Annotated in this window: 22 protein-coding genes; 9 read left to right on the top strand and 13 right to left on the bottom strand. The window is 72.2% G+C overall.

Features of this window, described 5'->3' with window-relative positions; translation table 11 throughout:
• Positions 1 to 14: 14 nt before the first annotated feature.
• Entirely contained in the window at positions 15 to 968 is a 954-nt protein-coding gene (locus ACLQ3K_RS14640; protein ID WP_426000254.1) for an amino acid--[acyl-carrier-protein] ligase, read from the bottom strand.
• Between the two features lie 140 nt (positions 969 to 1,108).
• Here ACLQ3K_RS14640 and ACLQ3K_RS14635 point away from each other — a divergent pair, with 140 nt between their 5' ends.
• From ACLQ3K_RS14635 to ACLQ3K_RS14625, 3 genes are read left to right on the top strand one after another with little or no spacing between them, the layout of a single operon-like run.
• Entirely contained in the window at positions 1,109 to 1,345 is a 237-nt protein-coding gene (locus tag ACLQ3K_RS14635; protein ID WP_426000252.1) for an acyl carrier protein, read from the top strand.
• A gap of 7 nt (positions 1,346 to 1,352) precedes the next feature.
• Positions 1,353 to 2,459, top strand: coding sequence for a glycosyltransferase (locus tag ACLQ3K_RS14630; RefSeq protein ID WP_426000250.1), 1,107 nt, complete (start codon positions 1,353 to 1,355; stop codon positions 2,457 to 2,459).
• Complete coding sequence (locus ACLQ3K_RS14625; RefSeq protein WP_426000248.1) at positions 2,456 to 2,833, top strand: holo-ACP synthase; 378 nt, start codon at positions 2,456 to 2,458, stop codon at positions 2,831 to 2,833. The genes ACLQ3K_RS14630 and ACLQ3K_RS14625 overlap by 4 nt, the downstream gene beginning before the upstream one ends.
• Here ACLQ3K_RS14625 and ACLQ3K_RS14620 read toward each other — a convergent pair.
• Positions 2,830 to 4,200 carry a sugar transferase gene (locus ACLQ3K_RS14620; protein WP_426000246.1) on the bottom strand — a complete coding sequence of 457 codons (1,371 nt, stop codon included), beginning with the start codon at positions 4,198 to 4,200 and terminating at the stop codon, positions 2,830 to 2,832. The two genes, ACLQ3K_RS14625 and ACLQ3K_RS14620, sit on opposite strands and share 4 nt — an antisense overlap.
• 110 nt (positions 4,201 to 4,310) lie before the next feature.
• On the opposite strand from ACLQ3K_RS14620, the gene ACLQ3K_RS14615 reads away from it, so the two are divergent.
• Together ACLQ3K_RS14615 and ACLQ3K_RS14610 are read left to right on the top strand one after the other, a co-directional pair.
• Positions 4,311 to 5,729, top strand: coding sequence for a hypothetical protein (locus tag ACLQ3K_RS14615; protein WP_426000244.1), 1,419 nt, complete (start codon positions 4,311 to 4,313; stop codon positions 5,727 to 5,729).
• A gap of 61 nt (positions 5,730 to 5,790) precedes the next feature.
• Entirely contained in the window at positions 5,791 to 6,654 is an 864-nt protein-coding gene (locus tag ACLQ3K_RS14610; protein ID WP_426000242.1) for a class I SAM-dependent methyltransferase, read from the top strand.
• A 13-nt stretch (positions 6,655 to 6,667) separates the two neighbouring features.
• On the opposite strand, the gene ACLQ3K_RS14605 is transcribed toward ACLQ3K_RS14610, so the two are convergent.
• From ACLQ3K_RS14605 to ACLQ3K_RS14590, 4 genes are all read right to left on the bottom strand, one after another.
• Positions 6,668 to 7,240, bottom strand: a complete 573-nt coding sequence (locus ACLQ3K_RS14605; RefSeq protein ID WP_224647970.1) for an LGFP repeat-containing protein — start codon at positions 7,238 to 7,240, stop codon at positions 6,668 to 6,670.
• A 62-nt stretch (positions 7,241 to 7,302) separates the two neighbouring features.
• Complete coding sequence (locus ACLQ3K_RS14600) at positions 7,303 to 8,070, bottom strand: acyl-CoA thioesterase domain-containing protein (protein ID WP_426000240.1); 768 nt, start codon at positions 8,068 to 8,070, stop codon at positions 7,303 to 7,305.
• 139 nt (positions 8,071 to 8,209) lie between these two features.
• On the bottom strand, positions 8,210 to 10,429 hold the full coding sequence (katG, locus tag ACLQ3K_RS14595) for a catalase/peroxidase HPI (RefSeq protein WP_426000238.1): 2,220 nt from the start codon (positions 10,427 to 10,429) through the stop codon (positions 8,210 to 8,212).
• 207 nt (positions 10,430 to 10,636) lie between these two features.
• Entirely contained in the window at positions 10,637 to 11,938 is a 1,302-nt protein-coding gene (locus ACLQ3K_RS14590) for a serine hydrolase (RefSeq protein WP_426000236.1), read from the bottom strand.
• A 28-nt stretch (positions 11,939 to 11,966) separates the two neighbouring features.
• Between ACLQ3K_RS14590 and ACLQ3K_RS14585 the strand changes: the two genes are divergently transcribed.
• Complete coding sequence (locus ACLQ3K_RS14585) at positions 11,967 to 12,680, top strand: lysoplasmalogenase family protein (protein ID WP_426000234.1); 714 nt, start codon at positions 11,967 to 11,969, stop codon at positions 12,678 to 12,680.
• Between the two features lie 10 nt (positions 12,681 to 12,690).
• Positions 12,691 to 13,542: a MerR family transcriptional regulator gene (locus tag ACLQ3K_RS14580; protein ID WP_426000232.1), complete on the top strand. Its 852-nt coding sequence runs from the start codon at positions 12,691 to 12,693 to the stop codon at positions 13,540 to 13,542.
• Position 13,543: 1 nt separating this feature from the next.
• Here ACLQ3K_RS14580 and ACLQ3K_RS14575 read toward each other — a convergent pair whose 3' ends face one another.
• Positions 13,544 to 14,488, bottom strand: a complete 945-nt coding sequence (locus tag ACLQ3K_RS14575; protein WP_426000231.1) for a DUF808 domain-containing protein — start codon at positions 14,486 to 14,488, stop codon at positions 13,544 to 13,546.
• Positions 14,489 to 14,645: 157 nt separating this feature from the next.
• Here ACLQ3K_RS14575 and ACLQ3K_RS14570 point away from each other — a divergent pair, with 157 nt between their 5' ends.
• Positions 14,646 to 16,883 (top strand): NADP-dependent isocitrate dehydrogenase, encoded by a 2,238-nt coding sequence (locus tag ACLQ3K_RS14570; protein ID WP_224647977.1) that lies wholly within the window; start codon positions 14,646 to 14,648, stop codon positions 16,881 to 16,883.
• Positions 16,884 to 16,935: 52 nt separating this feature from the next.
• On the opposite strand, the gene ACLQ3K_RS14565 is transcribed toward ACLQ3K_RS14570, so the two are convergent.
• A complete protein-coding gene (locus tag ACLQ3K_RS14565; RefSeq protein ID WP_426000228.1) occupies positions 16,936 to 17,541 on the bottom strand; it encodes a TetR/AcrR family transcriptional regulator in 606 nt (201 codons plus the stop codon).
• 134 nt (positions 17,542 to 17,675) lie between these two features.
• Here ACLQ3K_RS14565 and ACLQ3K_RS14560 point away from each other — a divergent pair, with 134 nt between their 5' ends.
• The gene (locus ACLQ3K_RS14560) at positions 17,676 to 19,043 is read left to right on the top strand and encodes a flavin monoamine oxidase family protein (RefSeq protein WP_426000226.1); all 1,368 of its coding nucleotides are present in this window, start codon (positions 17,676 to 17,678) and stop codon (positions 19,041 to 19,043) included.
• Between the two features lie 4 nt (positions 19,044 to 19,047).
• Here the strand turns inward: ACLQ3K_RS14560 and ACLQ3K_RS14555 are convergent, their stop codons facing one another.
• From ACLQ3K_RS14555 to ACLQ3K_RS14535, 5 genes are all read right to left on the bottom strand, one after another.
• A complete protein-coding gene (locus ACLQ3K_RS14555) occupies positions 19,048 to 19,875 on the bottom strand; it encodes an SDR family NAD(P)-dependent oxidoreductase (protein ID WP_426000224.1) in 828 nt (275 codons plus the stop codon).
• A gap of 4 nt (positions 19,876 to 19,879) precedes the next feature.
• Positions 19,880 to 21,082 (bottom strand): lipase family protein, encoded by a 1,203-nt coding sequence (locus ACLQ3K_RS14550; protein WP_426000222.1) that lies wholly within the window; start codon positions 21,080 to 21,082, stop codon positions 19,880 to 19,882.
• Positions 21,083 to 21,088: 6 nt separating this feature from the next.
• The gene (locus ACLQ3K_RS14545) at positions 21,089 to 22,483 is read right to left on the bottom strand and encodes an MFS transporter (protein WP_426000220.1); all 1,395 of its coding nucleotides are present in this window, start codon (positions 22,481 to 22,483) and stop codon (positions 21,089 to 21,091) included.
• 136 nt (positions 22,484 to 22,619) lie between these two features.
• Positions 22,620 to 23,441, bottom strand: a complete 822-nt coding sequence (locus ACLQ3K_RS14540) for a PaaX family transcriptional regulator C-terminal domain-containing protein (protein WP_426000218.1) — start codon at positions 23,439 to 23,441, stop codon at positions 22,620 to 22,622.
• A 46-nt stretch (positions 23,442 to 23,487) separates the two neighbouring features.
• A complete protein-coding gene (locus tag ACLQ3K_RS14535; protein WP_426000216.1) occupies positions 23,488 to 23,898 on the bottom strand; it encodes a RidA family protein in 411 nt (136 codons plus the stop codon).
• Positions 23,899 to 23,913: the final 15 nt, after the last annotated feature.

The following is a 23,913-nucleotide window of genomic DNA, read 5'->3' as shown; positions in this document are numbered from 1 at the left end:
GACGGGGACCGCGGTCACAGCTGGGCGGAGACGGAACCGGGCCACGTCGCGCGGTCGAGGCCGTGCCGCGCGAGCAGCGCCAGGGCGATCCGTTCGATGCCGAAGCCGAGGCAGGCGCTGTGCGCGGGCGCGCCGTCCACGGTGGTGATGTCGAAGTGCACCCCGAAATGATCGCGGTGGTAGTTGCTGGACGCGACGGCGACCCCCGGAACGTCCTCGCCGTAGATGGGCACCAGCAGTTCGGTCTTGAGGTTCTCCGCCGTCTGGTTGGCGGCGAGCATGCGGCCCGCGCGGCCGAAGAAGGGATCCGTCGCGGGGGTCTGCCGGACGGCGAGGCCGAGGTCGCTGAGCAGGTCGGCGGCGCGCGCCACCCACGTGTCGCGGTGCGCGACGGCCGCCCGGTCCGAGCCGACGCGGACGATCTCGCGCATGCGGAAGGACTGCATCCGGGCCGGATCCGCGGAGGGCTCGCGCCGGAAGCAGTGGCCGGAGACGTCGACCCAGGCGCCGTCGCGGGGGAGCTGCCCGCTCAGGACCGGGTACACCGAGTGGCACGCCGACGGCACGAGCGCGACGTCGCTGGCGTGGAAGTGGCCGCCCCAGTCGTGGCCCGCGTTGCGGCCCGCGAGCAGGAGGCGGTGCTCGGCGTCGCCGCCGGTGTACGTGGAGACCGCGGCCGCGAGCTGGGGGAACGACACGATGTAGTCGGTCCGGTCGAGGTACTCGCGCGGCGTCACGGGCGGGAAGGACAGCACCGTGGCGGCGCCGCCGTGCACGTCGCGCACCGTGGCGCCGATCAGCGCGTCGATCGCGGCCGTGAGCTCCGCGAACGCCGCGCCCTGCCCGTACACGCCGTCGACGCCCGACGGGATGAGGAGCCCCGCGTCGAAGAGCGACGCGCGGAACTCCTGCTGACGCGCGTGCAGGTCAGTAAAGTCGATCGCACGTGCTGCTGCGGCCTGCGTCATCGGTCTCTTCTCCGTGGCTGGAACCGTTGTCACTGCAACATGTTACCAGGCTAGGGTGTACGACGGCGGCGCGGGAGTCGCGACTGCAAAAGGATTCGCCGCCGGTGTCGCGCCGGTGCGCGACGCTGGTGGGAGGTGCGGTGGACGAGGCGATCCGCTCGATCGTGGGGCGTCACGGCCGGTTGACCAGGCCGATCGCGGAAATTGCGGGTGGTGATGATCTGTTTGCACTCGGTCTCACGTCCCACGCGGCCGTGAACGTCATGCTGGCTATCGAAGACAGATTCACTATCGAGTTCCCAGACTCGTACATGAGCAAGAACACATTCGGCACCCTGGATTCGATCGCGGCGACGGTCCGCGAGCTCGTCGGCTGAGGCGCCGATGACGCGCATCGCCGTCGTCCACGAGCGGTGGACCGAACAGGGCGGCTCCGAGAACGTCGCGCGGGCGCTGGTCGACGCCTGGCCCGGCAGCCGCCTCCACGTCGCCTTCGTCGATCCGCGCACCGTCCCCGACGAACTGCGGGGCCGGATCGCCGTGACCGGGCTCGACGGGGTGCACCGGGCCCTCGGGCGGCGCTCCCACGCACCGCTCATCCCCCTCGCGCCGGCCGCCTGGCGCCGCCACCGCCCGGACCCCGGCGCGGACGCGGTCGTCATCAGTCACCACGCGATGGCGGTCTCGGCCGCGCGGTCCTGGCCGGACGCCGCGGTCGTCGCCTACGTGCACTCGCCCGCCCGTTGGGCGTGGCTGCCCGAGCTGCGGTCCGGGGAGGCCTTCGGTGGCGCCGGCCGGCTCGCGCTCGCGGCGCTCGCCGCGCAGACCCGCGCGGTCGAGACCGCCGCGGTGCCCTACCTCGACGTCGTGGTCGCCAACTCCACCTCCGTGGCCGAGCGCATCGAGCGCTGGTGGGGCGTCCCGGCGCGGGTGGTCGCGCCGCCCGTCGACGTCGCGCGGTTCACGCCCGACGGTGCCGCCCCCGGCGACTTCTTCCTGGTCGCGGGGCGTCTCGTGCCGTACCGCCGGGTCGACCTCGCCATCCGCGCGGCGCAGCGCGCGGGGGTGCGGCTCGTCGTGGCCGGCGACGGGCGGCACGACGCCGCGCTGCGCCGCATCGCCGGCGACGAGACCGTCTTCCTCGGCCGCGTCTCGGACGCGGAGATGGTGCGCCTGCAGCGCGACGCGATCGCCACCGTCATGCCCGGCGAGGAGGACTTCGGCATCGTGCCGGTGGAGGCCATGGCGGCGGGCACCCCGGTCCTGGCCCGCGCCGCGGGCGGCGCGGTGGACACCGTGGTGCCCGGGGTCTCCGGGGTACTCGTGCCCGACGGCCCCGACGAGCCGTTCACGGACGCCCTCGCCGCGGCGATGCGCGGTCTGCGGCCCGCGGAGTTCGACCCGGCGGTGCTGCGCGCGCACGCCGAGCGGTTCTCCGTGCCGGTCTTCCAGGAGCGGATGCGGGCGATCGTCGCGGAGGCGGTCCGGTGAACCGGGTGGGGATCGACCTCGCCGAGGTGGCCGGCATCGAGGAATCGGTGGCGCTCTTCGGTACGCGCTTCACCGAGCGGGTCTTCACCCCGGGCGAGCTCGCCACGTGCGCAGGCGACGTGCACCGCCTCGCCGCGCGATGGGCGGCGAAGGAGGCCGCGATCAAGGCGCTGCGCCTCGGCCCCGACACGGCGACCCCGCCGCGCGAGATCGAGGTCGTCGGCACGCCGCACGGGCCGGAACTGCGGCTGCACGGCGGCCTCGCCGCGCGCGCCCGCGAGCAGGGCTGGGTCCGCGCCGAGGTCTCGCTCACCCACACCGACCGCACCGCCGCCGCGGTGGTGGTCGCCGAACTCGAGGAGCCCGGCGCCTAGCGTCCGCCGCGGCCGAAGAGCACGGTGCCGACGGAGATCAGGAGGATCTTCGCGTCGAGCCACAGGCTCCAGTTCTCGATGTAGTAGTTGTCGTACGACGCGCGGTCCCGGATGTCGGTGTCGCCGCGCAGCCCGTGGATCGCGGCCCACCCGGTCAGGCCCACCATCACCCGGTGCCGGGACTGATAGGCGGGGATCTCCGCGCCGAAGCGGTTGGCGAAGTGCGGGCGCTCCGGCCGCGGGCCCACCACCGACATGTCGCCGCGCACCACGTTCCACAGCTGCGGGAGCTCGTCGATCGAGTGGCGTCGCAGGAACCGGCCGAGCCGGGTGATCCGGAGCCGGTCGTCGGTCCAGTCGCGGTCCGACTCCTCGTCGGGGACCGGCCGCATGGTGCGGAACTTGTACAGCGAGAACAGTCGGCCGTCCTGGCCGACCCTGGTCTGCCGGAACAGGATCGGCGCGGTCGGCTCCTGGAGCTTGATCGCCACGGACACCAGGAGCAGGAGGGGGGCGAGGAGGACCAGGCCCACGAGCGAGGTGACGAACGAGGTCACACGCTTGACCCGCCAGTGGCTCGAGCGCAGCGCGAGTCGGCGCACCAGGACCAGCGGGGTGGTGTGGATGCGGTCCATGTCGCGGTCCTGGTGCACGAACTCGTACAGGCGCGGGACGACGTAGATCTCGCAGTCCAGCGTGTCGCAGTCGCGCAGCGGTTCGACCAGCGTGGAGTCGCGGTCGCGGGAGAACGCGACGATCACCGTGTCGATGTCGTGCTCGCGGATCAGGCGGGCCAGGTCGTTGCGGCGCGGGATCACCTCGACCGGGAACGCGGTGGCGTCGAGCGGGTCGTCGTCCATCACCATCACGGGCCGCAGCCCGTACTCGGGGAACATGAACATCGAATGGACCAGCTCGCCCGCGACCTTGCCGCCGCCGATGACCAGGGTGCGTCCGCCGTTCTCGGGGTGCCGTGCGCGGTGCCGCCGGACCGCGCCGTAGTACAGCACGCGCACGGCGAACAGCACCGCCCAGCACAGCGCGGCGCCGATCAGCTGGTAGTGGTCGTCCTGCCAGACGGTGATGACGCCGATCGGCGCCAGCATCCACCCGGCGATCGCCAGCTGCGGTGCGGCGTCGAGCGCGCTCAGGGTGATCCGGGTGCGGTACAGCCCGAAGAGGTAGAAGACGCTGACGGCGAGGGAAGCGCCGAGGAGGCCCTCGACCGCGTGGGTGACGTGCGAGGGGGACGAGGAGTTCGTCGCCGCCAGGAAGGCGTAGATGATCAGGAAGTCGAAGAATGCGAGCGCCCACGAGTGGCGGCGCATGCGGCGGCCGCTGCCGGCCGGTGCACCGTTCAGGCTCATGTGCTCCTCGGGACTTTCGGATGTTGCTTCGTCGCTCGAATATAGGACATTGTCGCGATGCTGTGACAACCAGTGCATTCTGCCATTCGCCCGGACGTAGGGTGAGCGGCGTGCAGCCACTCCCTTCCCAGGTCGCGATGCTGCAGCTCGCCGCCGAGCAGCCGGGCGCACGGTCGCTCGTCATCGACGCGGCGTGGCGCACCGATCTCCGGATCGACACCGCCGCCCTCGAGCGGGCGGCGGCGGGTGCGCTCGCCGAGACCGAGGCCGCCGAGATCGGGGCCGTCGTCGACGGCGGCGCGCGGTTCGTGGCCGCCCGTCCCGCCCCCGTCGGGGTGGAGCGCTTCGGCACGGAGGAGGCCTACGCGGCGTGGCGCGCAGGCGGCACGCTGCAGCTCGACGGTGGGCCGCTGGTGCGCGCGACCATCGTGCGGGTCGGCGGCTCCCACGTCGTGCGGCTCCTCGCGCATCACGCCGTCCTCGACGGCTACGCCGTCACCCGGGTCTTCCGCCGGATCGTCGCCCGCCTGCGCGCCGAGGCCGACGGTGCGCCCCTCCCGCACGAGCGCCTCGGCGACCTCGCGGCCCTCGCCGCGGAGGCGGCCCCGCTGCGCCCGCCCGACGCCGCGTTCTGGTCCGCCGCGACGGACGGCGTCGGCGATCCCGGCCGCGAGATCGCCTTCGCGGACCGCGTCGCACCACCGTCGGGGCGCCCGCGGCAGCGCCGGGCGCGGATCTCGGCGCCCGGGATCGCGGACCGCCGGACGTGGCCCGCGGAGGCCGTCGCCACCGTCGCCGCGTACACCGCCCGGTACCTCGGCACCGCCGACGCCCACGTCGGCGTGACCGTGGGTCTGCGCCGCACCGCCCTCGAGCGGGCCACCCCCGTGCAGTGGATGGCCGTGGTGCCCACCCGCCTGGCCGTGCCGCCGGACGCGACGCCCGCGACCCTCGCCGCCGACGTTCGGCGCTGGCTGGTGGCGGCGTCCGAGCGGATCGCGGGCGGCGAGCGGCCCGAGCAGCTGCTCACTGTGGTCCCCGCCGCCTGGCGAACCGGGCGCCTGCACGGGCCCATCGTCAACGTGCTCCCGGACGTGCGGACCGACGGCTGGTCGCTCGACGTGACGGCGTGGGGGCCGGTCCCGGACTGCCTGATCTCGGTGTACTCCGAGCCCGGGGACGAGCTCGTCGTCGACGGCGTCTTCCATCCCGAGCTCTACGACGCGGCACAGGCCGCCGCCCATGTCGACGCGGTCGCGGCGCTGGTGGGTGCCGCCCTCGCCGCGCCGGATGCGCCGCTGCCCGCGGTGCCCGCCCGGCCGGTGGATCCGGACCGGATCGCGGTGCCCGGCGGGTGGGCGGTGCCCGCCCGGATCCGCGCCGCGCTCGTCGCGGCGGGCTTCCCCGCGGACGGGGTCGAGCTGCGGGCCGCGCCGCCGGTCACCGTCGTGCTGCACGGCGTGGACGTCGCGCGCCTGCCGGACGCGCGGGCCGTCCTGCCGCCGGGCGTGCGCGTCCGGATCAGCTGACGATTTGCTGGAACGGCACGAGAACTTGCCGGCCGACCGCGTGGTCGGCACGCTGGGTTCCATGGCCGACCACGCACACGCCCACGCGCACTCGCACACCCATCCGGACTGGGAGGCCCTCGCGGCCGAGATCGAGGCGGAGGGGGAGACCCTCCTGCCGTACGTGACGCAGGCGCTCGACGTCATCGCCGGCGGCGTACCCGCGCCGGGGACGGTGCTGGACGTCGGCTCCGGCCCGGGAGTGTTCTCCACGGCGCTGGCAGCGCGGTTCCCCCAGGCGCGTGTGATCGCGGTCGACGGCGCCCCCGCGCTGCTGGACCGCGCCCGGGACCGCGCGACGGCGGCCGGGAACCCGATCGATACGCTCCGCACCGACCTGCCCGCGGGGTTCGCGGACCTGCCCGCCGCCGATCTCATCTGGACCGCGCAGACGATGCACCACGTGGGGGATCAGGGCGCCGCGGTCGCGGCGCTCGCGAGCCGGCTCAATCCGGGCGGCGTGCTCGCGGTGGCCGAGGGCGGCCTGCCCTCGCGGTTCCTCCCGCGCGACATCGGGCTCGGGCGCCCGGGCCTCGCCGAGCGGCTCGACGCTCTGCAGGCCGTGGGCTTCGGGGAGATGCGGGCCGCGCTCGACGGCACCGTCGACGCGCCGGAGGACTGGCCCGCGCTGCTGCGGGCGGCGGGGCTGCGGGACGTGCGGGCCCGCACCTTCCTGGTGGACCGCCCCGCCCCGCTCGACGACGGGGCCCGCCGCGGCGTGGCCCGGATGCTGGGCCGCTATCTGCGGATGGCGGACCGGCTCGACCCGGACGACGCGGAGGTCCTGCGCCGGCTCACCGACCCGGAGGACCCGCAGAACGTGCGACGCCGCCCCGATGCCTTCGTGCTGGCCGCACGAACGGTGTACATCGGGACGGCGCCGTGACCGTCGTCGGAGACTAGGAGACCGTCGCGACCCCGTCGCGGAAGGTGATCGTCCCGTTCTGGAAGGTCTGCTTGATCGCGCCGTTCTCGGCGGTCTCGTCGCTGGTGGGGTAGCCCAGCTTGCCGGTCTCGTGGCCCGCGTCGCCCCACTTGTCGCCGATCACGCCGTGCACGACGTGCGCGCCCGAGGCCTCCGACCAGTAGATCGTGCCGCCCTTGAGCGTGAGGTACTTGCCCTTGCCGTCCGGCAGTGCGGAGACGGGGCCCAGAGGCGCACCGAGGTGCCCCTTCTCGTAGCCGTACTTCGCGTACTCGCCGATGATCGGGCCGTCGGTGAGGGTGACTTCGGTGCCGCCAGGGGTCGCGATGCTGGTCGAGGGCACGGCGGCCTGCGACTCGGAACCCGCCCCGTTCGCGCCGGATCCGTTCGCGCCGGTGACCGCCGAGGCCGCGCTGCCGGCCGCCGAGGTGGCGGCGTCCTTCGCGTCGTTCGCCGTGTCCTTGGCGTTGTCGCAGGCGGAGACGGTCACGGTCAGCGCGACGGCGGCGGCTACTGCACCGATCGTCCGTGTGATCCGAGTATTCATAAGAGCTCCCTTCGGCAGGGTGAACTGAACGCTCGGAATGTAACCACATTCTTGACTGGATTTCAGCGCAGACGCACCGTTTGTATCTGATCCACCGTGCCGACCGGGCCCGCGATGTCGTGAATGACCGAATGGGTCAGACCTGCGCCATCGGGTCCGGTGGACACCCGGGTGTCGAAGCCGAGAGCGGGTCCGACGGGATCGCGGAACAGGTGCGCGGTGAGGTCGAGGTTCGGATACGCGACCTCCTCCGGGGTGAACCGGGGTGTCATACCGTTGGCGATGTCAAACAGTCGCGCGGCCCGTGCGACCGGCCCCGACGACTCGTCGAGCAGGTCCACGTCGGACTCCACCCAGTACGCTGCGCGGCCGGGCCGCACCTCCTGGCGGCGGGCGCGCGCGGAGGCGATGTAGCCCCCGGGCCAGACGGTGCTCGGGTCCCACTCCGGCATCCCCGCCGCCGGCGGGATCGGCTCGAGCTCGGAACCTGCGACGCCGCGCGTGTCGCGCCGGTCGAGCAGCCAGGCGCGCAGGACGAGACCGGCACGGCCGGCATGGCTCAGCGTCGCCTCGACGAGTTCGATGGTGCGGCCCGGGCGGACGACGCGGACGTCCACCTCGACCACGTCCATCGGCAGCGTGCCGAGGATGTCGTACGACAGGCGCGCGAGGCGCAGGTCGTCGTCGCGTCGCGCGTCGCGGTCCTGTTCCACCGCGTGCGCGAGGAGTGCCATGGGCGGGGCGATGTGCTGCTCGGCGGTGTTCCACCCGCCGGAGACGTGCTCGGTCGGACGGAACGCGGTCGCGGAGACCCGGTCGAAGTACGGCATGGAAGTGAGCGTACGCCCGCGACCGGCGGGTATCGCACGAAGGGTTAATTCTCGCTAACTGAAAAAATGCTCCGGAACGACCGCGCCCCGCACACCGGGAACGGTGTACGGGGCGCGGCTGCCGGCCGGAGGAAGAGGATCAGGCCTTCACATCGAACCGGTCTGCGTTGGCGAGCTTGGTCCACGCGGCGACGAAGTCGCCCACGAACTTCTCGCCGGCGTCGGCGGCGCCGTAGACCTCGGCGATGCCGCGGAGGATCGAGTTCGAGCCGAAGACGAGGTCGGCGCGGGTGGCCGTCCACTTCTTCTCGCCGGTCGCCCGATCGGTACCCACGTAGGTCGCGTCGTCGTCGGACGCCGGGGCCCACTTCGTGGACATGTCGAGCAGGTTCACGAACCAGTCGTTGCTCAGCGTTCCCGGGCGATCGGTGAACACGCCCGCCTCGGACCCGCCGAAGTTGTTGCCCAGCACGCGGAGGCCACCGAGGAGCACCGTCATCTCCGGCGCCGTGAGGCCGAGCAGGTTGGCCTTCTCGACGAGGAGGTACTCCGCCGGCATGGGCGCGCCCTTCGCGACGTAGTTGCGGAAGGCGTCGAAGCGCGGCTCGAGGACGGCGAAGGACTCGACGTCCGTGTCGGCCTGGGTCGCGTCGGCGCGGCCCGGCGTGAACGGGATCGTCACCTCGACGCCCGCGGCCTTCGCGGCCTGGGCCACGCCCGCGTTGCCCGCGAGGACCACGACATCGGCGAACGAGACCTTCGTGCCGGACTCCGCGTTGAAGGCGTCGACGACGCCCTCGAGCGTCCGGATCACCTGTGCCAGCTCGTCGGGCTCGTTGACCTCCCAGCCGGCCTGCGGCTGCAGGCGCAGGCGGCCGCCGTTGGCGCCGCCGCGCTTGTCGGTGCGACGGAACGACGAGAACGCCGCCCACGCGGTCTTGACCAGCTGCGCGGTGGTCAGGCCGGTGGCCAGGATCCGCTCGGTGATCGCGTCGGCGTCGGCCGCGCTGATCGGGGTGCCCTCGGCCGCGGGGATCGGGTCCTGCCACAGGTGCTCGGTCTTGGGGACCAGCGGGCCCACGTAGCGGGCGGTCGGGCCCATGTCGCGGTGCAGGAGCTTGAACCAGGCCTTGGCGAAGGCGTCGGCCAGCTGCTGCGGGTTGTCGAGCCAGCGCTTGGTGATCTCGCCGTAGATCGGGTCGTACCGCAGCGACAGGTCGGTCGTCAGCATCGACGGGTGGGTCTTGCCGGTGCCGAAGGCGTCCGGCACCGAGTTCGCCCAGCCGCCGTCCTTCGGGCGCCACTGGTTCGCGCCGGCGGGGCTCTGGAAGAGCTCCCACTCGTTGCTGTAGAGGATCTCGAGGAAGCTGTTGTCCCACTTGGTGGGGGTGTGCGTCCAGATGACCTCGAGGCCGCTGGTCACGGCGTCCTTGCCGACGCCGGTGCCGTTGTGGCCCTTCCAGCCCAGGCCCTGCTGCTCGATCGGGGAGGCCTCCGGCTCGGGGCCGTTCTCCGCCGGGCCCGCGCCGTGGGTCTTGCCGAAGGTGTGGCCGCCGACGATGAGCGCCGCGGTCTCCTCGTCGTTCATCGCCATCCGGCCGAAGGTCTCGCGGATGTCGTCCGCGGCCGCGATGTAGTCCGGAACGCCCTCGGGGCCCTCGGGGTTGACGTAGATCAGGCCCATGTGGGTGGCGCCGAGCGGCTGGTCCAGCTCGCGCTTGCCGGAGAACCGGCCGTCCGAGCCGAGCCACGTGTGCTCCGGACCCCAGTAGACGTCCTCCGGCTCCGCGACGTCGGCGCGACCGAAGGCGAAGCCCTCGGTGGTGAAGCCCATGTCCTCGAGGGCGACGTTGCCCGCGAACAGGATCAGGTCGGCCCAGGAGAGCGAGCGGCCGTACTTCTGCTTGACCGGCCACAGCAGGCGGCGGGCCTTGTCCAGGCTGACGTTGTCGGGCCAGCTGTTGAGCGGGGCGAACCGCTGCAGGCCGGCGCCGCCGCCGCCGCGTCCGTCGGTGGTGCGGTACGTGCCGGCGGAGTGCCAGGACATGCGGATGAACAGGGGGCCGTAGTGGCCGAAGTCGGCGGGCCACCAGTCCTGCGACTCGCGCATGAGCGCGACCAGGTCGGCGCGGACGGCCTCGACGTCGAGCGTGGCGACCGCGGCCGCGTAGTCGAAGTCGGCGCCCAGGGGGTCGCCCTCGGCGGGGTTGTTGGCGAGCACCTTCAGGTTGACCTCGTCGGGCCACCAGTCGCGATTGCCGCCGCCGGCGACCGGCGGGCGCAGCGAACCGTGGGCGACGGGGCAACCGCCGCTTCCGCTCGTCTGTTCCTGGGGGGAGGTGGTCTGATCCTCGGACACGGCGTTCCTCTCGGTACGGATGTGTGTACGGCTGTTGAAGCGAGGCGGCCGGGCTGTCGGGCCGCGCGTTCTTCACTGTACGTCCGCGGGGCCACGGATTCCAGCTTTTCTGGAATTATTCTAGAAATACCTGAAAGTCGAGGTGAAACGGCCTATCGGTGCGGTAGGAAACCCCTATCGACGGGTCTGTGACGATGCCCGGGGACGTCAGCCGCGCGTGCGCGGAAAGGCCGCGCCGATGGCGTCCAGGAGGGCGGGGTAGCGCTTCGCCTCCGGGTGGCCGCCCGGCTTGCCACTCGATACCACCGCGGCCGCCAGGTCCCGCTGCGGGTCGGCCCACATCGCGATCTCGGTGAGCCCGGTGTGCCCGAAGGCGGCCGGGGCGTGCCGGCCGAACGGGCCGAACCGCTCCGAGCCCAGCATGTACCCGGTGCCCCACCGCAGGGGCGCGCCGCCGGTCGCGAAGTCGGGGCGCAGTCGGCGCGCCTGCCGGGTCGCCGCCGCGAGCGTCTCGGGCCGCAGCACGCGGACCCCGTCGAGTTCCCCGCCCCGCCGGAGGATCTCGGCGAACCGGGAGAGCTCCTGCGCGTTCGAGACCAGGTTCGACGACGGCACGATCCCGGTGAGGAACTGCGGCGAGTTCGACATCGGCACGATCTGCTGCATGGTGCCGCCCACCACCTTCCGGAAGGCGGCCTCGATCGCGGGCGGCGCGGGCCTGCCGGTCGCGTAACTCAGCCCGACGGCGGGAAGGTCCTCGGGCGCGACCCCGAAGTTGGTCCACCGGAAGCCCAGCGGGCCGAGGATCTCCGTGGCGGCGATCTCCCGGATCGTGCGCCCCGTGGCGGCCAGCACCAGCTCGCGGACCAGCGGCCCCCAGGTCAGCGCGTGGTAGAAGTGCAGCCGGCCGGGGGAGTAGACGGGCTTGATCCCGGCGAGCATCGCCCGGGTGTACGCGCTGTCCTCGGACCGCCTGAGGTCCGGCTTGGGCCCGGTGTTGATCGGGATGCCCGCGCTGTGGGTCAGCACGTGCCGCACCGTGATCCGGTCCTTGCCGTCGCTGGTGAACTCCGGCATGTAGTCGCACACGCGGGCCTCGATGTCGAGGTCGCCGCGCTCGATCAGGCGGTGCAGCACGGTGACCGCCACGCCCTTGGCCGTGGAGTAGGTGCAGAACGGGGTGTCGACGGTGACCGGCACCGGCTCCGTCGCCTCGTCGCGGTTGGAGGGCAGGTCGGGGCCGTTACCGCGGGCGTGGCCGATGGCCCGGTTCAGAACCACGTTGCCGCGGTGCCGGACGCACACCTGGATCGCGGGCTGCATGCCCGCCGCGTACCAGGACCGGGCGGCGAGCCAGATCCGCTCCACGGCGCGCGGATCCGCGCCGGAGTGGTCCTCGATACCCACGTCCGTGATCGCGTCCAGGTCGCGCGGGACGCGGATGCGGCCCTCCTCGGGTGCGGGTGCGGGTGCGGGTGCGGGGGCGGCCGGCACGGTGTCGCTGCTCACGGGACGAGCCTACGGATAGATTGGCGCGGTGACCCGCCCCAGCACCGCTCTCAAGCTCGCCTACGCCGCGCTCGCGGTGGTCGACACCGCCCTGTCGGCCTCGCCGAGGCCCGCGCACCACCACGCCCGGCGGTTCACCAAGCCGCTGCTCCTGCCGACGCTCGCCGCGTCGTTCACGACCGATCCGCGGGCGCGGCGCTCGCCCCTGCGCCGGAGCGCCCTGGCCGGGCAGGCCGCGGGGTGGGTGGGCGACGTGGCGCTGCTCGGCGACGAGCCGAAGCACTTCGCCTTGGGCGCGAGCGCCTTCGCGACGGGCCACGCCGCCTACATCCGCGGGCTGCTGGCGCAGCGCGATCCCGACGCCTCGCTCGCGCGTCCCGCCGCCGTCGGCGCCGCCTGGGCCGTCGGCGCGCCGCGGACCCTGCTCGCCGCGTACCGGACCGAGCCCTTCCTGGCCCCGGTGCTCGCGGGCTACTCCGCGCTGCTCAGCGGCACGGCGGCGGCCGCAACGGTGCTCGGCCCGCAGATCCCCGGGGACGCCCGGCGCGCCACCCTCGCGGGCGCGGGCCTGTTCCTGCTCAGCGACTCGATCCTCGGGCTGCGCAAGTTCGTCCTCGCCGACCCGCCCGCGTGGCTCGAGGGCGCCGTCATGGCGACCTACACCGGCGCGCAGTTCCTACTCGCGGAAGGCGCGGCGCGCGCCGGGGTACCGGCGGCGGAATCCGCGCTGCCCGGGGCTTGACCCTCACACCGTGTCAGCCGACAGAGTGGAGACCGTGACCGACACCCCGGACCTCGTGCCCATCGGCAGGTTCTCCTCGCTCAGCCGGATCAGCGTGCGGATGCTGCGCCACTACGACGCCCACGGCGTCCTGGTGCCCGTGGACGTCGACGCCGTGACCGGCTACCGCCGGTACGCGCCGGCGCAGCTCGCGGAGGCCGCGGCGATCCGCCGGCTGCGCGACGTGGGATTCGGCGTGTCCGCCATCGGGGCCCTGCTGGCCGTCCGCGGGACCGAGGCGTTCGACGAGGCCCTGCGCGCGCAGCGTCTCGACCTCGCCGCGGCCGCCGAGGACTCCGTGGCGCGGCTCCGCCTCATCGACACGCTGATCCGGGAGCCCACCATGACCGACACCGTCGCCCTCACCGCCCTGCCCGCCCGCACGCTCGTGCACCTGCGCGGCACCGTCCCCGACTACGCCGGGGAGGGCGAGCTCTGGGAGCGCTTCCTCCCCGAAGTGCAGGCCCAGGACATCGCCCCCGCGGGCCCGGGTGGCTGCATCGAGCACGACGACGAGTTCCGCGAGTCCGACGTCGACGAGTCCGTGTTCTTCGAGGTGCCCGCCGGCACTACCGTCGCGGCGCCGCTCGCCGTCTTCGAGGCGCCGGCGGGCCGCGCCGTCGAGGCCGTCGTCGACGGGCCCTACGCGCAGGCGATCCCGCGGGCGCACGAGCTGATCGGCGCGTACGTCGCCGAGCACGGCCTGGCGCTCGCGCGCACCGTCGACGATCCGGCGACGCACCACTTCAACGTGTACCTCAACGACCCGTGCGCGGTGCCGGAGGCCGAACTGCGGACCCGCGTCGTGGTGCCGGTGCGGTAGCTCAGTGCGACGCGGGAGCGGCGCGGAGCTTGCCGATCACGTGCACGATCGCGACCACCACGGCGCCCACCGCCAGCCCGAACAGGGCGGAGCCGAGGGTGTTGGCGAGCCAGCCCACCACCGAGCCGATCGACGGGATCAGGTCGTGCGCCCAGGTCTCGAAGTGGTGCACCACGGAGTAGGGCCAGTGCCAGCCCAGATCGTCTAGGCCGACCAGCAGGATGTGGCCGCCGACCCAGCACATGGCGACGATGCCGACGTTCGCGAGCGCGCTGAGCACCACCGGCATCGCCTTGACCATCGCGGTGCCGACCTTGCGGCTGAACTCGGACGGGCGCTGCGCGAGCGCGAGGCCCACGTCGTCCATCTTCACGATCGCCGCGACCACCCCGTAGACCAGCGCGGTGATGAGGATCGCCACCACCACGAGGATCAGCGCCCGCGACCAGATCGACTCGCTCGCGACCTCGTTCATCGCGATCACCATGATCTCGGCGGACAGGATGAAGTCGGTGCGGATGGCGCCGGCGACGACGGTGTCCTCGTCGACCTCGCCCGTGGACGACGAGGGCTCCTCGACGTCCACGTGGCCGCTGAGCTTCTCCCAGATCTTCTCGGCGCCCTCGTAGCAGAGGTAGGTGCCGCCGAGCATGAGGATCGGGGTCAGGGCCCACGGGGCGAGCCAGCTCAGCAGCAGGATCGCGGGGAGGATGAAGATCAGCTTGTTGCGCAGCGAGCCCTTCGCGATGCGCGCGACGATGCTCAGCTCGCGCTCGGGCTTGATGCCCTGCACGTACCGCGGCGTGACCGCGGTGTCGTCGACGACGACGCCCGCGGCCTTGACGCTCGCGCGCCCCGCGGCGGCGGCCACGTCGTCGACCGACGCGGCGGCGAGCCGCGCGAGAGCGGCGATGTCGTCGAGCAGGGCAGCGAGTCCTCCGGCCATGGCGACAGCGTAATCGGGGAGGGCCGCGCGCGTTTGCCGGACTGCCGTCGCGGGCTGTCGGGGTGAGGGAGGATAATGGGGGAACCGTTACATGGAGACTGACAGAGCAGTTCGTACAGAGTCGACCGACCAAGACATTCGGGAGAAGCAAACACACATGAGTGCGCAGCAGCAGACCATCATCTACACGCTGACCGACGAGGCCCCACTTCTGGCCACCGCGTCGTTCCTGCCGATCATCCGCGCCTTCGCCGGGCCCGCCGGCATCGACGTGCAGACGAGCGACATCTCGGTCGCGGCGCGCATTCTGGCGACCTTCCCCGAGCGCCTCACCGACGAGCAGAAGGTGCCGGACAACCTGGCCACGCTCGGCGCGCTCACCCTCGAGCCGACCGCGAACATCATCAAGCTCCCGAACATCAGCGCCTCGGTGCCCCAGCTGCTGGCCGCGATCGCGGAGCTGCAGGGCAAGGGCTACGACATCCCCGACCTGCCGTCGGAGCCCAAGACCGACGAGGAGCGCGACATCGCGACGCGCTACTCCACGATCCTCGGCAGCGCCGTGAACCCGGTCCTGCGCCAGGGCAACTCGGACCGCCGCGCCCCGCGCGCGGTCAAGGAGTACGCCCGCAAGAACCCGCACAGCATGGGCGAGTGGTCGATGGCCTCGCGCAGCCACGTCGCGCACATGAAGCACGGCGACTTCTATCACGGCGAGAAGTCCACGACGCTCGACCGCGAGCGCGACCTGCGGATGGAGCTCGTCACGGCCGACGGCCAGACCCACGTGCTCAAGGACAGCGTGAAGCTCGGCGCCGGCGACGTCATGGACTCGATGTTCATGAGCAAGAAGGCGCTGCTCGAGTTCTACGAGGAGCAGATGCAGGACGCCTACGAGACCGGCGTCATGTTCTCGCTGCACGTCAAGGCCACCATGATGAAGGTCTCGCACCCCATCGTCTTCGGCCACGCCGTGAAGGTCTTCTACAAGGACGCCTTCGCCAAGCACCAGGACCTCTTCGACGAGCTGGGCGTCAACGTCAACAACGGCCTCGGCGACCTCTACGACAAGATCGCCACGCTGCCGGCCAGCAAGCACGAGGAGATCGTCAAGGACCTGCACGCCTGCCACGAGCATCGCCCGGAGCTGGCGATGGTCGACTCGGCGCGCGGCATCTCCAACTTCCACTCGCCCTCCGACGTCATCGTCGACGCCTCGATGCCCGCCATGATCCGCGCCGGCGGCAAGATGTACGGCGCCGACGGCCGCACCAAGGACACCAAGGCCGTGATGCCGGAGTCCACCTTCGCGCGCATCTACCAGGAGATCATCAACTTCTGTAAGACCAACGGCGCCTTCGATCCGCGCACCATGGGCACGGTCCCCAACGTCGGCCTGATGGCGCAGAAGGCGGAGGAGTACGGCAGCCACGACAAGACCTTCGAGGTCCCGGCCGCCGGCACCGCGAACATCGTCGACAACGCCACCGGCGAGGTCGTGCTCTCCCAGGAGGTCGAGGAGGGCGACATCTGGCGCATGTGCACCGTGAAGGACGCCCCGATCCGCGACTGGATCAAGCTGGCCGTCAACCGTGCCCGCAACTCCGGTACGCCGGTGCTGTTCTGGCTGGACCCGTACCGCCCGCACGAGAACGAGCTCATCAAGGCGGTCAAGGCCGAACTGAAGAACTACGACACCGAGGGCCTCGACATCCAGGTCATGTCGCAGGTGCGCGCCATGCGGTACACCCTCGAGCGCGCGATGCGCGGCCTCGACACCATCGCCGCGACGGGCAACATCCTGCGCGACTACCTCACCGACCTGTTCCCGATCCTCGAGCTCGGCACGTCGGCGAAGATGCTCTCGATCGTCCCGCTCATGGCGGGCGGCGGCATGTACGAGACCGGCGCCGGCGGCTCGGCGCCCAAGCACGTCAAGCAGCTCACGGAGGAGAACCACCTCCGCTGGGATTCGCTGGGCGAGTTCCTCGCGCTCGCGGTGAGCTTCGAGGACATGGGCATCAAGAACGAGAACGCCGCCGCGAAGGTCCTCGCGACCACACTGGACGCCGCCACCGGCAAGCTGCTGGAGAACAACAAGGCGCCGTCGCGCAGCACGGGCGAGCTGGACAACCGCGGCAGCCAGTTCTACCTGGCCCTGTACTGGGCGCAGGAGCTGGCCGCGCAGACCGAGAACCCGGAGCTGGCCGCGAAGTTCGCGCCGCTGGCGAAGGCGCTCTCCGAGCACGAGTCCACCATCGTGGAGGAGCTGCGCGCGGTCCAGGGCGAGCCCGCCGACATCGGCGGCTACTACTACCCGGACCCGGAGAAGATGTCGAAGGTGATGCGCCCCAGCGCCACCTTCAACGCGGACCTGGAGTCGCTGGACTCCTGATCGATCCCGCTGGAACGGGCATCGCCGACCTCGGTCGGCGGTGCCCGTTCCGCTATTGCGGGACGGGTGCGGCCAGCGCGACGACCATGTCGGCGACGGTGTCGAGGTCGGCGGCGGAGCGCGCCGGGTCGGGATGCGCCACGTGCTGCAGGATCAGGCCGTCGACGGCTGCGAGGATCACGCGGGCGAGCCGGTCCAGGGGCACGGCGCTGGTCTCGTGGGCGCGGTCGGCCGCCTCGGCGCACCACTGCCGCACGGCCTCGGTGTAGCGCTCGTACTGGATCCGCGCGAGGTCCTCGAGGCCCGGGGTGCGGAGCGCGTGGGTCACCAGCTCGTACTGCAGCACCTGGAGCTCGCGCTCGTCCGTCACGAGCGCCGACCAGAAGTTGCGCATGCCGTTGCGGATCGCGTGCGCCAGCCCCGCGTCGGTCTCGGCCGTGCGCCGGAGCACGTCGGAGATGTCGTCGACGACGCGCTCGATGACGGCCTGGAGCAACTGCTGCTTGCTCGGGAAGACGTGCTGCAGCGTGCCCAGCGGGATCCCGGCCTCGGCGGCAACCGCGCGCAGGCTCGTCTTGGCGACCCCGTCGCGGATCAGGACCGCTCGCGCTGCCGCGACGATCTGCGGGCCGCGCACCGCGGACTCGACGTAGGGCATCCGGCCTCCGGTTCCAAGGGGTGGGTACTCAGCAAAGCACACCGGATTCCGGTCGAGGCCTCGACACAGGGGTGTGGCTCGGCTTACAGTACGTGAACCAAGTCATACAACTGACTGAGATGAGGGAGTGGGACATGACGGATGTGGACGTGATCGTGGTGGGCGCCGGCCTGGCGGGCCTCTCGGCAGCGCGGCGCCTGGCGGCCGAGGGGAGGACGGTGCGAGTCCTCGAGGCGCGGGATCGCGTCGCCGGCCGCAACCACGGTGGCTTCCTCAGCAACGGGACGCCCGTCGAGCTGGGCGGGCAGTGGATCGGCCCCGACCAGACGGCGGCGCTCGATCTCGTGGCCGAGCTCGGGCTGGAGACGTTCCCCTCCTACGACGACGGTGACGCGATCACCTTCGTGGACGGGCGCGCCGTCCGGTACGCCGACGAGTCCTTCGGCCTGGACGAGGAGTCCCTCGCCGAGGTCGGGCGGCTGTGGGTGGCCATCGAGACGCTCGCGGCCGGCGTCGATCCCGCCGCGCCGTGGGAGGCCGACGGGGCCGCCGATCTGGACCGGCACAACGTCGACACCTGGGTGAGCGCGAACACCGGGAACACGATGGCCCGCAGCTTCTTCCGGATCATCGTGCCGGCAGTCTTCTCCGCGGAGACCGCCGAGCTCTCGTTCCTGCACTTCCTCGCCTACATCCGCTCGGGGACGAGCCTGGCGATGCTGCTCACCACCCGGACGGGCGCGCAGGACTCCCGCGTGGTCGGCGGCACCCACCTGATCTCGGAGCGGATGGCGGCCGAGTTGGGGGAGTCGGTCCGGTTGGGCGCCGTGGTCCGCACGATCACGCAGGACGACGAGGGCGTCATCGTCGTCTACGAGAACGCCGACGGTTCGCCGGGCGGCGCGGTCACGGCGGACGAGGTGATCGTGGCGATCCCGCCTACCCTGGCCGGCCGCATCCGCTACCTGCCGGCGCTGCCCTCGGCGCGCGACGGCCTCACGCAGCAGATCCCCGCCGGCTCGGTGATCAAGGTGCAGGTCGGCTACGACCGCCCCTTCTGGCGTGAGGACGGGCTCAGCGGCTTCGTCATCAGCCTCGACGACGCCTTCAACGTGGTCCTCGACAACTCCCCGCAGGACGCGAGCTGCGGCGTGCTCGTCGGCTTCCTCGAGGGCGCCCACGCCCGCACGGCGGAGCGGCTCAGTCCTGCCGAGCGACGCGAGCTGGTTCTCGGCGCGCTGGTGAAGTACTTCGGGCCCGAGGCCGCGACCCCCTTCGACTACGTCGAGATGGACTGGTGCGCGAAGGAGTTCAGCCGCGGCTGCTACGGCGGACGGCTCGGCTGCGGGGTGTGGACGCAGTACGGCCACGCGCTCGCCGCACCCGTCGGGCGGATCCACTGGGCGGGCGCGGAGACCGCGAGCCGGTGGAACGGCTACATGGACGGCGCGATCCGCTCCGGCCGGCGCGCCGCCGAGGAGATTCTGGCCCCGCGGGCCTGACGGCTCAGAGGAAGCGCTTCGACTGCCCGTCGACGAAGGACATGAGCCGCTGATAGCCCGAGCCGGTGACCCGGACCAACAGGTCCAGTGCCACCGCGTCGGGGCCGATGAGGATGCGGCCGTGGTTCTTCTGCACGCCCTTGAGAATGGTGCGTGCCGCGGCGTCGGCCTCGGTGCGCGCGAGGTGCTGGTTGAAGAAGTCCGCGAACGAGGCCTGATCCTGGCCTTCGGCGACGGTCGCGTTGTTGCAGATGTCGGTCTTGATCCCGCCGGGGTGCACGCAGCTGACGCCGACGTTGTGTCCGCTCGCGAGCATCTCGATCCGGAGGGCCTCGGTGAATCCGCGCACCGCGAACTTGGCGGCGTTGTAGGCGCTCTGGCCGCCCACGCCGAACAGGCCGAAGATCGAACTGGTGTTGGCGATGTGGCCGTCGCCGGAGGCGATCAGGTGCGGCAGGAAGGCCTTGGAGCTGTTGACCACGCCCCAGAAGTCGACGTCCATCAGGCGGTCGTAGTCCTTGAAGGAGGTCTTCTCGACGCTCGCGTGGTGCGCGATGCCCGCGTTGTTGAAGACGAGGTTGACCACGCCGTAGTGCTCGGCGACCTCGTCCGCGTAGGCGAGGATCTGCTCGCGCTCGCCGACGTTGACGACCTTGGTGTGGACGTCCGCGCCCAGGGCGCGCGCGTCGTCCGCGGTCTTCTCGAGGCCGTCGGCGTCGTAGTCGCACAGCGAGAGCTTCGCGCCTTGTCGCGCCAGTTCGAGCGCGAGCTCGCGGCCCATGCCGGAGGCGACGCCGGTGACGACGGCGACCTTGCCGTGGAAGTCCTTCATACGATTACTCCTGGTTCTCCATGACCCGCGCGAGGAACGCGGCGGCGTCGTCGGCGGCCGCGTACACGGTGCCGAAATGGTCGGTGGGATAGAGCTTCAGCGTGACCGGCTGCCGGTGCAGGGTCAGTGCCGCGGCCAGCGACAGTCCGGACGCGACCGGTACGTCGATGTCGGTGAGGCCGTGGCCCAGGAAGATCGGCCGGTCGTAGCCCTGCGTCGGGGTGCCCATGTGCGCGTGCAGGGCGTCGTAGATCCCGGGGATGCTGCGCAGCGGCGCGGTCACCCAGGTGCTGATCTTCGCGCCGCGCACCGCCTCCCGGGTGTCGTACAGGCTTAGCCGCTCGGCGAGGGCGACGATCCGCCGCCCCTCGTCGCTGAGGAGGTCGTCGATCCCCAGGTCGGGCCGGGCGTCACGGATCCCGGCCAGGATGTACGCGGCGTAGACGTTGGTCAGCGGCGGCAGCGCGATCGGCGGGAAGGAGGGCCGCAGGAACTGCGCCACCCACTCGATGTTCGCCGGCGTCCCGGTCGCGACCGTCCCGCGCAGGTCGAGGTCGTAGCCCGCGCCGAACTCGGCGGCGTAGCGGGCGCCGTTCATCGCCGCGCCCGCGCCCTGCGACTGGCCGACGAGGGCCCACCGTCGGGCCAGCGGCAGCCCCAGCTGCCGCGCGGCCTGCACCGAGTCGATCAGGTTGTGCGCCTCGACCTTCCCGTTGAGATAGCTCATCAGGCCGGGCGTGCCCATGCCCGCGTAGTCGGTGGCGACCACCGCATAGCCGTGCCGCAGCCAGTGCCCCAGGTAGAACTGCTGTCGCTCGGACTGGGGTTGGGCCGACGGGGTCGCGTCGTCGCACAGTCCGACGGTGCCGTGCGCCCAGGCCACCACGGGCCATCCGCCGGCGGGCGCGTCCCCGTCGGGCAGGAACAGGGACGCGGTGCTCACGGCGTCCCCGCGCTGGTTGGTGGTCGAGTAGAGGAACCGGTACGCCTGCGCCGCCTCGTCGAGGCCGAGCCCCGCGGCGAGCGGCACCCGGTCGATCGGCGTGCCGGCGGGCAGCGCGGGGCCGGAGTACGCGCGCGCGTCGAGGCCCGACCAGTTCGGTGGGCCGATGGCGGTGACGGGGTCGGGTGTCGCGAGGCCGCGGAGCAGGCCGCCGACGCGGCTGGTCAGCGCGCGCGGCAGGGCGGACGGCGTGATCGGCACCACGCCAACCTAACAGTCGCGCGCAGTGTCCGCCGTCGGGCGTCGGGGGATCGCGAGCGAGCAGGCGACGGCCACCGCGCAGACGGCGAGGCAGAGCAGGATCGTCTCCGTGTACGCGCCGGCCGAGGGCGTTTCGACGGGGCCGGCCGGGGTCGCGGTGACGACCGTGCCGCCGGTCAGGACCATGGCGACGACGGCGGTGGCCATCGAGGTGCCGACCGAGCGCATCAGCGCGTTGACGCCGTTCGCCTCGCCCGTCTGCTCGACCGGGACCACCGCCATGATCAGGGCGGGCATCGCCGAATAGGCGATGCCGAGGCCCGCCCCGACCAGCGCGCTCGACGCCAGGATCCAGACCCAGCCCACGGGCCACGGCCCGGCGATCGCCAGCAGCAGCACCAGGTAGCCCCCGGCGATGACCACGGCGCCCACAGCGAGCGAGATCCGGGCGCCGCGCCGGTCCGTGATCCACGAGCTGACCCGGGAGAAGGCGAACATGACCAGGCCGCTCGGCATGAGGACGAGGCTCGCCTCGACCATCCCGAGGCCCAGCCCGGCGGGCGTCTGCTCCGGCGCCATGAGCACCTGGATCGGCATCATCTGCATCGCGTAGAAGGCGAATCCGGTGGCGATCGACGCGGCGTTGGTGAGCAGGATCGGCCGGTACAGCAGCGTGCGCACGTCGATGAGGGCGTTGGGGATGCGCAGCTCGTACCGCCACCAGGCGGCGCCCGTGACCAGGAAGGCGGCGAACAGGCCGAGCGTCAGCGGGTCGGTCCAGCCCCACTCGGACGCCTTGGAGAGGGGGAGCAGGACGAACGTCAGGACCGCGGTGAGGCCGACGGTGCCGATAGCGTCGAAGCTGCCTCCGGGGTCGGCGGGGCCCTCCGGGACCGACCGCAGGATCGCGGCGCCACAGGCCACTGCCGCGAGCGCGCACGCCCAGAACAGGGCGTGCCAGCTGACGTGCCGCGCGATCGACGCGGCGAAGGGCAGCCCCAGGGCGCCGCCGACGCCCAGGGAGGCGCTCATGGTGCCCACCGCGGAGCCGAGCCGCACCGCCGGGACGATGTCGCGCAGGATGCTGATGCCGACGGCGATCGCACCGATGCCGAGCCCCTGCAGGCCACGGCCGATCAGGAAGGGCAGGAAGGCGCTCGAGAGGGCGCACACCGTCGAGCCCAGTGCGACCGCCGCCATGGTGCCCAGCAGCACGCGGCGCTTGCCGAACATGTCGCCGAGGCGCCCGGCGATCGGCGTCCCGACCGCGCCCACGAGCAGCGTGATCGTCAGGGTCCAGGAGGCGTTGGTCGGCGACGTGCCGAGCATCCCCGGCAACTGGGGGATCAGCGGCACGATGATCGTCTGCATGAGCGCGACCACGATGCCCGCGGCGCACAACACGGCGACCGCGGCGCGGGGATATGACTCGGACAGGGTCGTGCCTTCGTGATCGGCGGTGGGCAGGTAGCAATCCTAACAATGCGGCGCGCGGCACCCGCACGTCGAGCGGGTCGGCGGCGGGTGCCGTGTTCAGGGGTCAGTCGCGCCGCTCGAGGTCCGCGTGGCCGGCGTACCGGGCGGCCGGCTCGGCCAGGGTTCGGCGCAGGTGCAGGAACAGCTCGCGGGCGGGCGCGCCGGGCCAGTCGGCGGGCAGCGCCTCGGCGGGAAGGCCCGGATCCCGATAGGGCAGGTCGCGCCACGCCGTGACCAGACGGAGGTGATCGGCGAAGGCCTCGGCGTCCGTGCCCGGCGCAGAATCCCAGCGTTCCCGCACGGGCGCGAACTCCGCGAGGAAGCCGCGGTACTCCTCGGCGACGGCGTCCAGGTCCCACCACTGCGCGGCCTCCGCCCGGAGGCGGTCGATGCTCGGCGGGTGCAAGTCGAACCACTCGACGTAGCCGTCGAGCTCGAGCCGGGCCAGCCGCGCGCGGGCCTCCTCGCCGATGCCCGACGGTGCGATGTAGACGCTGGCCCCGACGACGCCGAAGCCCATCTCGCCCAGTGTCTTCTTCAGCAGGACGCGGCGGGCGCGCTGCGATTCGGGCACCGAGAAGACCGCCAGCGACCACGCGGCCGCGGGGTCGTAGGGGTGGTCGCCGAAGATCCGGCTGTCGCCGGCCTCGAAGGCCGCGGCCCGCCGCCCCGCGAGGTGGTAGTGCCCCGCCTCGGCGGCGTCGAGGAGGCCCCGGGACTTCATCCGGGAGACGCTGGAGCGCACGGACTGCTCGTCCGGTCCGGCGGTCCCGATCAGGGCGATGATCTGGGAGATGGGGAGCGGCTCCGCCCCGCGGCCGTAGAGCCCGAAGAGCGAGACGATCAGATCGCGGACCAGCGGCTGCGGTCGAGCTGCTTCCGTCATCGTCCCTCCTCGGTGCCGTGCGGCGCGGGGCCCGCTCCCCGCGACGTTACCCCCGTGCGCCCGATCCGATCTCGGCGATGCCCGCGATCTCGATGAGCGCCTCGGGCTGCCACAGCTCGCTGATGCCGATGCCCGCCATGGCGGGGTAGTGGTCGCCGGCGAGCTCGCGCCAGATGCGGCCGATCTCCTTGCCGTTGCGCTGGTAGTCCTGCACGTCGGTCAGGTAGATGGTGACCGACACCAGGTCGTCCGGCGTCCCGCCGGCTTCGGCCACCGTCGCGAGCACGTTGGAGAAGGCGCGCCGGAACTGTTCGACGATGCCGCCCGGCACGATCGCGCCCTCGGCGTCCATGGCGGTCTGCCCGCCGAGGTGGAGCGTGTTCCCGACGCGCGTGCCGTGGGCGAAGCCGCGGGGGACGGCGAGCTGCGGGGGATTGACGGTGACCTTGGCGGACATGGGGTTCCTTTCGTG

The organism is Tsukamurella sp. DT100 (genome assembly GCF_049844855.1).
Taxonomy (GTDB): Bacteria; Actinomycetota; Actinomycetes; order Mycobacteriales; family Mycobacteriaceae; genus Tsukamurella.
This window is presented reverse-complemented; position numbering and strand designations above follow the sequence as displayed.